The organism is Terrimonas ferruginea DSM 30193 (assembly GCF_000425585.1).
Classification (GTDB): Bacteria; Bacteroidota; Bacteroidia; order Chitinophagales; family Chitinophagaceae; genus Terrimonas; species Terrimonas ferruginea.
Window position 1 is genome coordinate 154,067 of sequence record NZ_AUDS01000015.1, and the last position, 15,726, is coordinate 169,792.

A 15,726-nucleotide genomic window follows, 5' to 3' on the forward strand; every position below is an offset into this window, starting at 1 on the left:
TTTACTTTTGACTTTTTAATTCAAAATATGGCTATCAAAAAAGAAAATCGTCCCAAAGCGGCTTTTTCACAGATCACCATCGGTCTTGCTTCTCCGGATAATATCCTGGAAAGAAGCTATGGTGAAGTATTGAAGCCGGAAACCATCAACTATCGTACTTACAAGCCTGAGCGTGATGGTTTGTTCTGCGAGAGAATTTTCGGGCCTGTAAAAGATTACGAATGTGCTTGCGGTAAATACAAGCGTATCCGTTACAAAGGGATTGTCTGCGACCGTTGCGGTGTTGAAGTTACCGAGAAGAAAGTACGTCGCGAGAGAATGGGACACATCAAACTTGTTGTACCTGTTGTGCATATCTGGTATTTCAAGTCACTGCCTAACAAAATCGGTTACCTGCTGGGTGTGAGCTCCAAGAAACTGGAGACCATCATTTACTACGAACGTTATGTGGTAATCCAGCCCGGTATCCGTGCCGATAAAGGACAGAATTATGGTGATTTGCTGACGGAAGAGGAATACCTGGACATCCTGGATACCCTGCCGAAAGACAACCAGTATCTGCCCGATGACGACGCAAACAAATTCATTGCTAAAATGGGTGCTGAAGCGGTACATGACATGCTGCAGCGCATCGACCTGGACCAATTGTCCTTCGATCTGCGCAATGCTGCTGCTACCGAAACTTCACAACAGCGTAAAGCTGATGCCCTGAAGCGCCTGAGCGTGGTGGAAGCTTTCCGCGATGCCAATACACGTATCACCAACCGCCCCGAGTGGATGGTGATGCAATACATTCCGGTTATTCCACCGGAACTGCGCCCGCTCGTTCCCCTGGACGGCGGCCGTTTCGCTTCTTCCGACCTCAACGACCTTTACCGTCGTGTGATCATCCGTAACAACCGTCTCAAGCGTCTGCTGGAGATCAAGGCACCCGAAGTGATCCTGCGTAACGAAAAGCGTATGCTGCAGGAAGCGATCGACAGCCTGTTCGACAACAGCCGTAAATCCAACGCGGTGAAAGCCGAAGGTGGCCGTGCACTGAAGTCACTGTCTGACGTACTGAAAGGCAAACAAGGCCGTTTCCGTCAGAACCTGCTCGGTAAACGTGTTGACTATTCCGGTCGTTCCGTAATCGTGGTAGGTCCTGAAATGAAATTGCATGAGTGCGGTCTGCCGAAAGATATGGCAGCTGAACTCTTCAAACCATTTATCATCCGTAAGCTGATCGAAAGAGGCATCGTTAAAACGGTAAAATCTGCCCGTAAACTGGTAGATAAGAAGGAAGCGGTGGTTTGGGATATCCTCGAAAACATCCTGAAAGGACACCCGGTTCTCCTCAACCGTGCCCCAACGCTTCACCGTCTGTCAATCCAGGCCTTCCAGCCTAAACTGATCGAAGGTAAAGCGATCCAGCTGCACCCGCTCGTAACGTCCGCGTTCAACGCCGACTTTGACGGTGACCAGATGGCGGTTCACGTACCTCTGAGCAACGCAGCGGTTCTTGAAGCACAGTTGCTGATGCTGGCTTCTCACAACATCCTCAACCCGCAGAACGGTACGCCTATTACCCTTCCTTCACAGGACATGGTACTCGGTCTGTACTACATCACCAAGGGTAAACGCACCAACGAAACGGAAACCATCCGTGGCGAAGGCAAAGCTTTCTATTCTGCTGAGGAAGTAATCATCGCTCACAACGAGAAAAAAGTAGACCTGCACGCATGGATCAAGGTGAAAGCCAATATCCGTAATGCCGACGGCCTGCTGGAACATAAACTCATCGAGACCACTGTTGGCCGCGTTATCTTCAACCAGTTTGTACCGGTAGAAGTGGGCTTTGTAAACGCCCTGCTGACCAAGAAGAATCTCCGTGAGATCATCGGTGACATCATCGAAATCACCAACATCCCGAAAACGGCGAAGTTCCTGGACGATATCAAACAACTTGGTTTCCGTACAGCCTTCCAGGGTGGTCTGTCATTCTCTATCAATGACCTGATCATTCCGGATATCAAAGAACAATTGCTCGAAAATGCGAAAGGTGAAGTAGATGAAGTATGGGACAACTATAACATGGGTCTCATCACCAACAACGAACGTTACAACCAGATCGTGGATATCTGGAGCCGTGTGGATACACGTTTGACCGAGACACTGATCCGTGAGCTCGCAACCGACAAACAAGGCTTCAACTCCGTATACATGATGTTGGATTCCGGTGCCCGTGGTTCCAAACAGCAGATCAAGCAGCTTGCCGGTATCAGGGGTCTGATGGCCAAGCCTCGTAAATCCGGTTCTACCGGAAGCGAGATCATCGAAAACCCGATCCTCTCCAACTTCAAAGGCGGTCTGAACGTATTGGATTACTTTATCTCTACGCACGGTGCCCGTAAAGGTCTGGCGGATACCGCTCTTAAAACGGCGGATGCCGGTTACCTGACACGTCGTCTCGTAGACGTAGCCCAGGACGTGGTAATCACCGAAGAGGATTGCGGTACACTCCGTGGTATTGCTACTTCAGCACTGAAAGACAACGAAGACATCATCGAGCCGCTGGCCGACCGTATCGAAGGTCGTACCTCGCTGCACGATATCTATAACCCTGTTTCCGATGAACTGATCATTGCTGCCGGTGACGAAATCACCGCTTCACTGGCCCGTAAAATCGAAGATGCAGGTATCGAATTTGTAGAAATCCGTTCTGTACTGACCTGCGAAAGCAAGCGCGGATGCTGCGTTAAATGTTATGGCCGTAACCTGGCTTCAGGTGTAATGGCACAGAGAGGCGACGCAACAGGTATCATCGCTGCACAGTCAATCGGTGAACCAGGTACACAGTTGACCCTCCGTACCTTCCACGTGGGTGGTGTTGCGGGCTCTGCTGCTACCGACTCTACCATGCTGGCCAAGTTCGACGGTACTATCCAGTTCGACGGTCTGCGTACAGTTACCACAGAAAATTCAGAAGGCGACAAGATCCAGGTTGTTATCGGCCGTACCGGTGAGGTGCGTATCGTTGACACCAAGAACGACCGCCTGATGATTACCAACAACATCCCTTACGGTTCTACCCTGAACGTGAAAGACGGTCAGAAGATTACCAAAGGCGAAGTGATCTGTACATGGGACCCTTATAACAACGTTATCGTTGCCGAGATCGACGGTACCATGAAGTTCGAAAACGTAATCGAAGGTGTTACATACCGCGAGGAAGCTGACGAACAAACAGGTCACCGTGAGAAAGTGGTTATCGAAACCCGCGATAAGACCAAGATCCCGTCTATCGTTGTGGAAGGCAAAGAAAATAAATCTTATAACCTGCCTACCGGAAGCCATATCATGGTAGAAGAAGGCGAACAGGTGAAAGCCGGTAAAGTACTCGTGAAGATTCCACGCGTGTTGGGTAAACTGCGTGACATCACGGGTGGTCTGCCTCGTGTAACCGAATTGTTTGAAGCACGTAACCCAAGCAACCCTGCCGTTGTATCCGAGATCGATGGTGTGGCAGGAATGGGCGCTATCAAACGCGGTAACCGGGAGATCGTGATCGAAGCAAAAGACGGTGTAACCAAAAAATACCTGGTACCGCTCACACGCCAGATCCTGGCGCAGGACGGTGACTTCGTAAAAGCCGGTTCTCCGCTCAGCGATGGTCAGATATCTCCGCAGGACATCCTTGCTATCCAGGGCCCATTCGCCGTACAGCAGTACGTAGTGAATGAGATCCAGGAAGTATACCGACTGCAGGGTGTACGGATCAATGACAAACACATTGAAGTGATCGTGCGCCAGATGATGCGTAAAGTGAACATCGTGGATCCGGGTGATACCCGCTTCCTCGAGGACGATCTGGTAGATAAGTTTGAGTTCGTGGAAGAGAACGATTACATCTTCGACAAGAAGGTAGTAACCGATCCGGGTGAATCAACCAAGCTCCGTGCTGGTCAGATCATCAGCCTCCGCGAACTGCGCGAAGAGAACTCTATCCTGCGTCGCAACGACAAGAAGCCGGTAGAGTACCGCGATACACAAGCGGCTACCTCTTCACCGACCCTGCTCGGTATCACCAAAGCATCGCTTGGTGTACAAAGCTGGATCTCGGCCGCATCATTCCAGGAAACCACCAAAGTACTTTCTTCGGCTGCCATCCACGGCAAAACCGACGAAATGCTCGGTCTGAAAGAGAACGTGATCACAGGTCACCCGATCCCGGCCGGTACTGGTCTCCGCGAATTCGAAAACATGATCGTGGGCAGCAAAGAAGAATACGAATTGCTGCAAACAACCCGCGAAGCCATGACCTTCGACGAAGAAGAGTAAGCGATTATTCGCTTCACGATACAAGGAGCAGATTTATTCTGCTCCTTTTTTTATTATAAGGTAGACGGTAAAAGGTGTAGGGCAGAAGGTTTTAAGTGATAAGTAATAAGTAAGGGCGGACACAAACCAATTTGAGCCATTCACGATTGACGATTGACGATTCACGATTCACCCCACACCTGTTAAGGGTTTCCTAAAGTGACCATTATCCCTATCTTTGCCACCCCTGATTGTTAACTTGCAAAAAAAAGCGTTGAATGAAAAATCTCTCTCTGGTTCTTAATGTAGTCTTACTGATCGCAGTGGGCGTGCTTTTCTTCCTGTTCTTTAATTCCGGTAGAAAGGATGCAGCTGCACATCGTCAGCCTAACAAAGACTCAGCGACCGCCAACAAACCTTTCCGCATCGCTTATTTTGAAATGGACTCCGTACAGGAACACAGCGAAATGGTGAAAGACGTAAAAGCTGAAATGAACAAGGAGGAAGAAGGCATCAATGCTCAACTCAACAACCTCGTTCGATCGTACCAGGAAAAACGTTCAGGCTACCAGGCACGCCAGGAAAAAGGTCAGATGACACCCGACGACCTCAACCGCGCAATGGAAGACCTCCAGGCTACCGAGCAAAGCATCGCACAAAAAAGACAACAACTCGAGCAGAGCTACGGCGAAAAAGTGACACAGCGCAACCTGACCATGCGCAAAAAGATCGAAGAATTCATCGCTGAGTACAACAAAAACAGCGGCTTCACTTATATCATCGCAGACGAACCCGGCATTTTCTATTACAAAGATTCTTCTTTCAACATCACCGCAGATGTGATCAGCGGACTCAATGATAAGTACCGCTCCGAAAAAGGTAAAGACAAGAAGTAAATGAGCATACAATATTCTTCAAAAACCTCCCGCGCAACGGGAGGTTTTTTGTTTATAATGCCTTCGGCGAAAAATGAAACGAATGTATTATCTTGAACCATAAACACTGTTTATGACCCAACAACCCTCTCTGCGTCAGTCCATGGGACTGCTGGACGGCACCATGATCGTAGCCGGTTCCATGATCGGATCTGGCATTTTCATCGTGAGTGCCGACATGACGCGGCTCGTTGGTTCAGGCGGTTGGCTCATTCTTCTCTGGGTCCTCACCGGTATCATGACCGTCTTCGCAGCCGTTAGCTATGGCGAACTATCTTCTATGTTTCCCAAAGCCGGCGGCCAATACGTTTATCTCAAAGAAGCCTATAATCCCTTAACAGGATTTCTATACGGCTGGAGTTTCTTTACCGTCATACAAACGGGCACCATCGCCGCTGTAGGTGTAGCCTTCAGTAAATTCGCCGGTTATTTTATTCCCGCATTGACCATGGACGAAAAGAACATGCTCTTTGATGCCGGAGGGGGATTTAAAATCTATCCCGCACAATTGGTTTCCATCGCACTCGTCATTTTTCTAACCTGGGTAAATACGCGCGGTGTAAAGGAAGGGAAGTTGGTGCAACGCATTTTTACCCTCACCAAACTCCTCGCCATCTTCGGGCTCATTGTATTTGGTTTCCTGCTGGCAGCCGATGCCGATGTGTGGAATTTTAATTGGAGCAGTGGTTTCGACCTGCAATACACGCAAGCCGTAAAAGATGAAGCAGGTAAACAAATTGGCTGGTCGGCCTTTCAGGCGCCGGCTACCATGATGATGGCGATCGGATTGATTTCTTCAGCTATGGTCGGTTCCGTGTTCAGCAGCGTGGCCTGGGAAAACGTAACCTTCATCGCCGGCGAGATCCGCAATCCGAAACGCAATGTAGGCCTTAGTTTATTCCTCGGTACCATTATCGTTACCGTCGTATATGTATTGACCAACCTGATGTATGTATCCGTGCTGCCATTGACACCTCCTGCAGGGGATGCTCCGGCTGTATTTCCCACCGAAGCAGCGGGCAATATTGCTTTCGCCGTACAGGACAGGGTAGCCACCGCGGTATCTACCAACATTTTTGGCGCCAATGGTACCCTGATCATCGCGATCATGATCATGGTGTCTACCTTCGGCTGCAACAACGGACTTATCCTGAGTGGTGCACGCGTTTATTATACTATGGCAAAAGACGGGTTGTTCCTGCGCCAGGCCGGACAGCTCAACAAAAACGATGTGCCGGGCTGGGCATTGTGGGCACAATGTATCTGGACAAGTCTGCTTTGCCTGAGCGGACAATACGGAACCCTGCTCAACTATGTTGTATTTATCACTTTACTATTTTATATCCTCACCATTCTCGGCATCTTCCGTTTACGCCGCACGCGTCCTGATGCAGAACGGCCTTATAAGGCATTCGGCTATCCTGTAGTTCCTATTATCTACTGCCTGCTGGCGGGTACGATGGCCGTGGGACTGATCTACGCGCAGTGGCAAACATCAGTATTTGGTTTGGGAATATTGTTGCTCGGTATACCTGTTTATTATCTCTCCCGGAAAAAACAAACTCCATCAGCAGAAAGCTGAATTCATTGATATGTCTACGATCACTCTTGCCATACATGGCGGCGCCGGTACTATTCTTCGTGAACACATGACGCCGGCATTGGAAGCCGCTTATCAGCAGGCCTTACAACGCGCGTTGGATAAAGGTTATGCTGTGCTGGAAAAACAAGGTACTGCACTGGATGCGGTAGAAATTGCAGTGAAAGACCTGGAGGACGAGCCTCTGTTCAACGCAGGGAAAGGTTCCGTGTTTACGTTTAACGGCGAACATGAAATGGATGCGGCCATCATGGATGGAAGCAATGGCATGGCAGGCGCAGTGGCTGGCGTACGCGGCATCCGGAACCCTGTTGAACTTGCCCGCGCAGTAATGCAACATACCGAACATGTTTTCCTGGCCGGAACAGGTGCAGAAGAATTGGCAAAAACACTCGGCATTCCCGAAGCCGCTCCTGATTATTTTTTTACCGAACAACGCAATGCTCAATGGAAACTGGCGCAGGAGAGTGGACAGACAGCCCTCGATCACAACATTCAACTAAAGGATAAGAAATTCGGTACAGTAGGTGCGGTTGCCTGTGATCATGCTGGTAATGTGGCCGCGGCAACAAGCACCGGCGGTATGACCAATAAGCGCTGGGGCCGTATTGGTGACAGTCCCATTATTGGCAGCGGTACGTATGCCAGTAACCATACCTGCGCGATCAGTTGCACCGGCCACGGTGAATTATTCATCCGGGCGATTGCAGCTTACGATGTAAGTTGCCTGATGGAATACAAAGGGATGACGCTTGAAGAAGCCATGCGTATGGTTGTGATGCATAAACTGGTAAAGATCGGTGGCGAAGGCGGTATGATTGGCGTGGATGCAGCGGGCAATGCAGCGCTGTTGTTCAATAGTGAGGGAATGTACAGAGGGGTGAGAAGCAGCAATGGTATCAGTGAAGTGGCGATCTATAAATAATTCAAAATTCAAAAGTCAAAACTCAAAAAAGTTCTGCGTTGCAGCCGCACATACTTTTGCCTTTTGAATTTTGACTTTTGAATTTTTCAATGATGCGCAAAATCAAGATCATAATTTCCCTTGATCCTTTCCATCGGCGGATTGAAATAGCCGTATTTTAAATCGGGGAATTCTTCGCGGATCAGTTCCTGTAATTGTTTAACGCCCATACATTCACCCGTATCACCCACACCGATCTTACCAAGATACCAATCGGGATCGATATTGAAATTTCTCCATTGAATCATCTTCAGACCTGTATCACGAATCAATTTGCGTAAGGCTTCATACTCGGCAACACTATCCGTCATGCCGGGGAATACAAAATAATTAATGGAGGTCCAGCCACCGAAACTGTTAACCACTTTCAGGCTTTCAACTATATCGTCAAAGTGGTAGTTGTTGGGGCGGTAATAAGGCATGTATATTTCAGCACGTGCAGAGTTGGTGCTCACACGAATGGAATCAAGACCTGCCTCGCAGAGTTTGCGGACGGCGTCGGGCTTGGAGCCATTCGTATTGATATTGATACTGCCTTTGGGCGTATGCTTCCGGATTTCAATGATGGCTTCGCGAATGGTTTCCCACATCAGCAATGGTTCGCCTTCGCAACCCTGGCCAAAACTCACGATCGGGAAGGGCGCTTCCTCCAGATGGGGAACCGTGAACTCTACAATCTCTTCCTTGCTCGGTTTGAATTGCAGGCGGTCCTGCGTGGATACGATCGTTTCTTCATCGGGCTGAAGAGAGATGCAGCCTACACAGTTTGCGTTACAGGCAGGCGAGGAAGGAATGGGACATTCCCATCTTCCAAGAAAATAGTTGCGTGCAGCAGGGCATTGATAAGTCAATGCACAGTTGTTCGCAAGGTGTTGCACAAGACGATTATGCGGATAGGCTTTCAGCAAATGGTCTACACCTTTCTGTACTTTTTGCTGGTCATACCCTTCACAATCCTGGCGGATATCCTGTTCGATGCGAATGGCAGGCACATAAAACTTTTCATCATACCATCCTGCGGCGGTATAGCAGAACAACGGAAGCGTCGGCGCATCCGGTGAAGTTTCATAAGCCGCGAGGTAAAAGCCGGTATGCGCAGGAGGGATGAAGGCCGCCACGGCCCATCCTTTTTCACAAAGACGCATTTCACCGGTCATCACATCTATTCCAATGCCGCGACGTCCCGGCAGCTCATACAATGAACCGCCATCGGGTAATTCGATCCACTCGTCTGCCGGCACTTCCATTGCATCCCAACCACTCCGGCCGGTCACATACAGCGACGTATCTTCAAATATATTTCCCTGGCCGTCGGAATACAGGAGGTAGGGAGAATGGGATAATTCCATGCGATGAGTTAAATAGTTAATCAGGCGCTCATGCGTGCCTGACAAAAACGATTGAATTCAGACTCCGGAATATCACCCGGAGTGTTGACGATCTCGTTCTGCAGGATTTTGTTGTTTTTGAAATCCAGCGTCAGCAGACCATCTTTCAGTATTACATTATTCATTTCCTTCCACGACACGGTTCTTGCAGGAAAGGAGGGATAAAATATATGATCAGCCGCCACCTGCACGATCAACTGGCGGCGCGATATGATATAAAAAGCAAACAGCAGAAAGTTCAATGCGGCGGGTAACCAGTAAGTCATCAGCGCCCAGCTGAATATGAGGTAGAAAAAAGAAGCGGCCAACGGATCCCAGCTGCGCGTACTTCTTTTACTGCGTCCCATGAACCAGGCGACGGCAAAAGAAAGCGGGCAAAGTACCAGTCCTGTCAATGCAAAACTTCTGTGCGACGGATTGCTGGTATAAAACGCGAGCAATGCCAGCAAGGTGAGGTTGAGCAGAATGATCAATATGGCAAAAACCCTGTATTGCCGCACGCGGTTGTTCTTCAGCACCAATTCATATTTATCCTTTCCACTTTCCATACCATGAAATTAGCTGTTGCTGGCCACAAGCAGGTTACATAATTTAAATAATACGCGCGCACCAACGTTGGCATTCCAATCCGTATCGGAGATACCTACTTCACAAAGATCGAAGCCGATGAGCTGGCGTCCGCTTTCGATCACTTTACGGAAGAGATAAAACGTTTCTTCCATTTCAAAACCGCCGGGTACCGGCGTGCCCGTATGCGGACACAATTTGCGGTCCAGGCCATCTATATCGAAACTCACATATACTTTTTGCGGCAGTGTGCTTACGATTTCGTCTGCAATGCGTTTCCAGGTATCTCCTTCAAACAAACGGTTTTTGATATCGCGGTCGAAATAGGTGACTACCCTGCCGTTGCTGTTGCGCAAATAATCCCATTCGTCGCTGCCATAATCGCGTACGCCCACCTGCACGATGCGTGAGATCTGTGGAATTTCTTCCAGTGCATTGTACATGATACTTGCGTGCGAATAATTAAAACCTTCGTACGCTTTGCGGAGATCACAGTGTGCATCAATCTGGAGAATGCCGTAGTCGCCTTCCTTTTCACCGATCGCTTTCAGGTAGCCGAGGGAAATACTATGATCGCCGCCGAGAAGTGCCACCAGCTTGCCTTTATCGAGCAAGGCTTTGGTTTGATCGTATACCCATTGGTTAAGGAAATTGCCCCCTTCGTTCACATCTCTCATGGTCTTGCACATGAACTGGTTGGCCGCTACTTCCTGTCCTTTGGAAATATAGTCGATATATAACTCGGCTTCTTTGCGCAGGTAATCGCTTTTCATCAGCACCTTACGGTCGCACTGGCGCATATAGTAGCCGTTTTTCCAGCCTTCGGGTACTTCGGGGTCAAACAGATCCACCTGCATGGAGGCTTTCAGAATGGCCTCAGGCGCGCGCGCAGTACCGGCACCGTAGCTCACGGACACTTCCCAGGGCACGGGCACTATCACCAAACGGGCTGTCTCTTCATCGGTCGGCAGACCGAAAATGTTATTGTTGGGATTACTCACCGCATTGGGATCGTAATTCAATAAATCTACCATGATTATGTATTGAAAAAAACGGGTGCAAGTTACGTCTTTTTCATTTGGCGGAGCAGTCGGGAATTGTTTGATCAGTAACAGACTGGTTTTTAAGGGATAGTGTTTAGGGCGAATTTGATAATTTGAAAATTTGACAATGTGACGCTGGCGACGTCCTATTCATTCCCAAATTTTCAAATCATCAAATTTTCAAATTACACACTTGGTTCCTGCTGGCTCAGGCAATGAAAACTTCCCAGGCCCCAGATGATCTCTGTTGAATCGATACCTACCACACGGCGGTCCGGAAATGCTTCCTGGATCAATTGCAGCGCCTTGTCGTCCTGCGCACAACGGTAAGTGGGTACGATCACTGATTTATTAGCGATGTAAAAATTAGCATAAGAAGCGGGGAGACGCTGATCGTCCCAGATCACGGCGTCCGGCATCGGCAGTTCCACGATGTTTAGCTGACGTCCGTTGAGCAAACGCATTTGTTTTAACTGACGCAGGTTCTGCTGCAACAGTTCGTAGTTTTCATCCTGCTTGTTGCTTTCAACTACAGTCAATACTGTGTCTTCGTTCACAAAACGAACCGTATCGTCGATATGCCCGTCTGTATCGTCGCCAATGATTCCTTCCTCCACCCAAAGCACCTGTTGAATGCCATAATAGTCGGCAAGGTATTTTTCGATCTGCTGTTGATTGAGATGCGGATTGCGGTTGGGATTGAGCAGGCAGGCCGTGGAGGTGAGCAGGGTGCCTTTTCCATTGAACTCAACAGAGCCGCCTTCCATCACGATGCCGGGATGAAATACGGGCAGGTGAAAATGTTCGGCAATACGCGTAGGGATCACATCGTCGAGATCGTAGGGAGGATATTTGTCACCCCAGGCATTATAGCCCCAATCGACGATCACCTTTTTATGTTCTGCATCCGGGTTGATCAGGAAGGCAGGACCGTGATCACGGCACCAGGCGTCATTGGTAGGGTGAAAGAAAAATTCGACTTTGGTCAGGTCTACGTTGGCTTTCTGTAACTGATCGATGGCAAAAGCCTTCATGCCGTCATCCGCCACGTTGATGCGCACCAGTTCGCCTGCGGTCAGTTCTTTGATGAACTGCGCATAAGCCGGATAGATTCCGTTGATCTTGCCGGGCCAACTGGCTTCTTTGTGCGGCCAGCTCAGCCACGTAGCTACATGCGGAGCAAATTCAGCGGGGAAATAGTAGCCCAGCTCACGCGGTGTTACGCCGGCCGGAAAAGCAGGTGATAATGCGCTCATAGCAAGTTATTAGGATTGATTATCCTTCGTCGATATAACGTTTGGTAATAGGTTGATAAGAGTCGATACGGCGATCACGGAGGAAAGGCCAGTGTGTGCGGTACTGATCGGTTTTTGAAAGATCCAGCTCTTCCACGTGCACTTCTTCGTTTTCATGCGATGCCTGGTAGAGAATGCTGCCGAATGGGTTGGTAATAAATGAACCTCCCCAGAATTTCATGGCACCCTGCTGCTCGAGCCCTACACGGTTCACGCTCACCACGTGTACACCATTTGCTACGGAGTGGCTGCGTTGAATAGTCTGCCACGCATTGTATTGTTCCGTGTTGGTCGGCGAATCCTGCGAAGTCGCCCAGCCGATAGCGGTTGGGTAAAAAAGGATTTCTGCACCCATCAGTGAAGTAATGCGGGCTCCTTCAGGATACCACTGGTCCCAGCAGATGAGTACACCGATGGTGGCAAATTTTGTTTTGAAAACTTTATATCCCAGGTCGCCGGGAGTGAAGTAGAATTTTTCGTAGTAAGCGGGATCGTCCGGAATATGCATTTTCCGGTATTTACCCAAATAAGTACCGTCGGCATCAAGTACGGCAGTGGTATTGTGGTAAAGGCCTTCTGCGCGTTTTTCAAACAGGGAAGCAATGATCACTACACCCAGTTCTCTGGCTACAGCAGTAAGGCGATCGGTAGAAGGGCCGGGAATAGCTTCCGCAAGCTGGAAGTTGGCGTAGTCTTCCACATCACAGAAATACAATGAGGTGAACAGCTCCTGGAGACAAACGATCTGCGCACCTTTGGCGGCTGCTTCGCGCACGCGTTCGACTGCTTTAGTAAGGTTTGCTTCCTTATCCGCCGTACAGCTCATCTGTACGATACCGACTTTAACTTTTGCCATGCTAAAAAATATTGAATCGCAAATTTACGAAAATCTGCATGGCTATCCGTCACCTCAGAAGGTTTTCATCTGAGATTTAACCAAAGCAAAACAAGCCGGTTATTTGCGGCCCATCTGGCGCAGGAAAGAAACGTGCGAGGCTACGGCATAACGCACACGGGGATACTCGATGTACTGGATGCCATACTCTTCGCAGGCTTTACGGATGATCTTGCTGATAGCAGGATAATGCACGTGAGAGATCTTGGGGAATAAATGGTGCTCTACCTGGAAATTCAATCCGCCGACAAACCAGCTTACCACACGGTTGCGGGTGGCGAAGTTTGCTGTTGTTTTCAACTGGTGAATAGCCCACTCATCCTCCATTTTACCAGTGGCGTCGTTGGGCATGGGGAAATGTGTATGTTCAACGGTATGTGCCAACTGGAATACGATGCTGAGTACAAAACCGGCTACGAGACCCATGGTGAGGAAACCAACCAGCCAGGGAATTACACCGGCGAAATAGATCGGCAATACCACGAAGATCACAGCGTGTGCGAATTTGTAGAACCAGAAGAAGAAATGCTCCTGTGCGGTCATTTTCTTAAGCGGAATAGAACCGATTTTGAGCATGAAGTATTTTTTGTAGTCGGTAACAAATACCCACCACAGGTACAGCAGCGAATAAGCTGCCCAGAAATAGTAGTGCTGGTACTTGTGAATTTTATAATGATCCTGCTCGTCGCAAAGACGCAGGAGGGGACGTGCCTCGATATCATCATCCACACCGTGGATGTTGGTATAGGTATGGTGAATTACATTGTGCTTGGTCTTCCACATGTGCTGGCTGGCACCCAGGAAGTTGGCTACATTGCTGGCAAAACTATTTACCCATTTGTAACGGCTGAAGCTGCCGTGTGCACCATCATGCATCACGTTGAAACCGATCGCCGCAATCAGGCAACCCAGGGTAATGGACTCCAATACGCCCCATAAAACTCCGGGCGTAAAGAAAACGAGGTGAATATAGATACCAATAAAAGCGGTAAGCAATATGCCCGCTTTCAGGTACAGTTTATAGTTACCCGTCGGGTTCTTACCTTTTTGTGAAAAATACTCACTGATTCTTCTTTTCAGCTCACCATGAAAGGAAGCCTGGATCTTTGGGAATTTGGGACTAGCCATGATTTATCTTGAAATACAATTAATTAAACGGGATTAGCGAATAGCCAAAGATAATCTTTTCTGGTGGCAAATCCGTCATGGGATCGCCATAGATGACCACTAAGTGGATAAATAGGCCCTTTTTGAGGGCGATTTAACATTAGGTTTCGTTCAGGATCAGCGCATCCAGGCTGCTGATGCCGATTTTTTTGTCAGAAATGAAGCCTTCGGCATATTTCACACCGATTCGCTTGCCCAGCATCCGCGCCCGTGCAATGATGCTGTCGAGGAAGTCCGGAGTGGAAATATAGGTCTGCGGCCCCTGTTCGCCGGAGGGAGCGGTGTGGAACTGGGTAGCATAAGCCTGCACGGCCTGCATCCGTTGTTCGAACGAGTCGCTGATGTCGATGAGCAGATCGGGTTCATGGTACCAGTCCTGCATGTATTGCAGAAAATAGCGGGGACGCCATTTTTCCTGTTCATTGCCCTGCTCGTCTTTTGTACTGATGCGCGCAAGGCCTGAGAGAAAACAGGCATCGCTGATCAGGTGACCGGCACGGCCGTGGTCGGGGTGGCGGTCGTTGAGAATGTTGCCAATGATGATATCGGGACGATATTTACGGATGGTTTGGATAAGCTGAAGCTGATGTGCTTCGTCGTTGCGGAAAAAGCCATCACGCATTTTTAAATTTTCGCGCACAGCCACACCGATGATGCGTGCAGCGTCTGCTGCTTCTGTGTAGCGGGTTTCAACAGTGCCGCGTGTGCCCAGTTCTCCTTGTGTAAGATCTACGATACCGGCGGTCTTGCCGCGGCGTATTTCATTGATCAGCGTACCGGAACAACCCAACTCAACATCATCGGGGTGTACGCCTATGGCGAGGATGTCTAATTTCATGCTGCAAGATACTGAATAGGGAGAATTAGCGGCGTTGGTAATTACCATACCAGCTACCGTCAATTTCTTTGACGAAAGTTTCTATCTGCCGGTCAAAGGAATCGTTGTTTGAGTCGTATTGCTGTTTGAGGTTGCCGCCGAAGAAAAAGGCAACGGTCTGGTACATCCGGGCATTGAGCCCGCCTTTGAATTCTTTGATAATCTCGTAACAATTGTTGCCCGTTTGCCGGTTGATGAGTTTCATCAATACTTTTCCTTGGTACACGGATAAATTGGAAAGCGGATCAGCAAACTGTTTCTTGAGTTCCTTCTCTTTCGACTTGATGATGGCCTTACGCGCTTTTTTGTCTTTCACATTTTCCAGTTGACGGTTGATCTCATTGATCGTATAACCGGCTGCGCGGGCGTAGGGATAAGTAACATGAACAGCCCTGCGCAAACGCGTCCATTCTTCCTGGCGTTGGGCCAATTGGGCGGGCGAAAGTTTGGAAATCCAGATATTTTCTTCTTCGCGGTAGGAGAGCATTTCGAAAGAAGCCGGATCGCCGGTATAACCATACCATACGGCACCAACGATGATGGTGTCATTGGGACCCCATTTTTTTTCGCGTTCTTCAAACGGAGGAATGGGGGGACTCTGCGCCTTTATGGTTAAGGTGACACAAAGCAGAATGACCGGCAGCATGTATGACAGGGTGGGGCGCATGCACCACTAAATTACATCACAAATGTTAT

Annotated in this window: 12 protein-coding genes; 4 read left to right on the forward strand and 8 right to left on the reverse strand. The window is 49.0% G+C overall.

Annotated features, from left to right (window positions below; translation table 11 throughout):
- Positions 1 to 27 precede the first annotated feature (27 nt).
- The 4 genes from rpoC (at position 28) to H608_RS0106105 (ending at position 7,759) form a co-directional block, all read left to right on the forward strand.
- Positions 28 to 4,320, forward strand: a complete 4,293-nt coding sequence (rpoC, locus tag H608_RS0106090) for a DNA-directed RNA polymerase subunit beta' (protein ID WP_028786892.1) — start codon at positions 28 to 30, stop codon at positions 4,318 to 4,320.
- A 257-nt stretch (positions 4,321 to 4,577) separates the two neighbouring features.
- Positions 4,578 to 5,195 carry an OmpH/Skp family outer membrane protein gene (locus tag H608_RS0106095; RefSeq protein WP_028786893.1) on the forward strand — a complete coding sequence of 206 codons (618 nt, stop codon included), beginning with the start codon at positions 4,578 to 4,580 and terminating at the stop codon, positions 5,193 to 5,195.
- A gap of 112 nt (positions 5,196 to 5,307) precedes the next feature.
- Positions 5,308 to 6,816 (forward strand): APC family permease, encoded by a 1,509-nt coding sequence (locus H608_RS0106100; RefSeq protein ID WP_028786894.1) that lies wholly within the window; start codon positions 5,308 to 5,310, stop codon positions 6,814 to 6,816.
- Positions 6,817 to 6,826: 10 nt separating this feature from the next.
- On the forward strand, positions 6,827 to 7,759 hold the full coding sequence (locus H608_RS0106105) for an isoaspartyl peptidase/L-asparaginase family protein (protein WP_028786895.1): 933 nt from the start codon (positions 6,827 to 6,829) through the stop codon (positions 7,757 to 7,759).
- An 86-nt stretch (positions 7,760 to 7,845) separates the two neighbouring features.
- Here H608_RS0106105 and H608_RS0106110 read toward each other — a convergent pair whose 3' ends face one another.
- The 8 genes from H608_RS0106110 to H608_RS0106145 form a co-directional block, all read right to left on the reverse strand.
- Entirely contained in the window at positions 7,846 to 9,147 is a 1,302-nt protein-coding gene (locus H608_RS0106110; RefSeq protein WP_028786896.1) for a radical SAM family protein, read from the reverse strand.
- Between the two features lie 20 nt (positions 9,148 to 9,167).
- On the reverse strand, positions 9,168 to 9,734 hold the full coding sequence (locus tag H608_RS0106115; RefSeq protein ID WP_028786897.1) for a hypothetical protein: 567 nt from the start codon (positions 9,732 to 9,734) through the stop codon (positions 9,168 to 9,170).
- Between the two features lie 9 nt (positions 9,735 to 9,743).
- Positions 9,744 to 10,787: an agmatinase family protein gene (locus tag H608_RS0106120; protein WP_028786898.1), complete on the reverse strand. Its 1,044-nt coding sequence runs from the start codon at positions 10,785 to 10,787 to the stop codon at positions 9,744 to 9,746.
- A gap of 194 nt (positions 10,788 to 10,981) precedes the next feature.
- Entirely contained in the window at positions 10,982 to 12,052 is a 1,071-nt protein-coding gene (locus H608_RS0106125; protein WP_028786899.1) for an agmatine deiminase family protein, read from the reverse strand.
- Between the two features lie 19 nt (positions 12,053 to 12,071).
- Positions 12,072 to 12,947, reverse strand: coding sequence for a carbon-nitrogen hydrolase (locus tag H608_RS0106130; RefSeq protein WP_028786900.1), 876 nt, complete (start codon positions 12,945 to 12,947; stop codon positions 12,072 to 12,074).
- A gap of 99 nt (positions 12,948 to 13,046) precedes the next feature.
- A complete protein-coding gene (locus H608_RS0106135; protein WP_028786901.1) occupies positions 13,047 to 14,114 on the reverse strand; it encodes a fatty acid desaturase family protein in 1,068 nt (355 codons plus the stop codon).
- Positions 14,115 to 14,253: 139 nt separating this feature from the next.
- Positions 14,254 to 14,991 carry a bacillithiol biosynthesis deacetylase BshB1 gene (bshB1, locus tag H608_RS0106140; protein WP_028786902.1) on the reverse strand — a complete coding sequence of 246 codons (738 nt, stop codon included), beginning with the start codon at positions 14,989 to 14,991 and terminating at the stop codon, positions 14,254 to 14,256.
- A gap of 25 nt (positions 14,992 to 15,016) precedes the next feature.
- Complete coding sequence (locus H608_RS0106145; protein WP_028786903.1) at positions 15,017 to 15,697, reverse strand: DUF4294 domain-containing protein; 681 nt, start codon at positions 15,695 to 15,697, stop codon at positions 15,017 to 15,019.
- Positions 15,698 to 15,726: the final 29 nt, after the last annotated feature.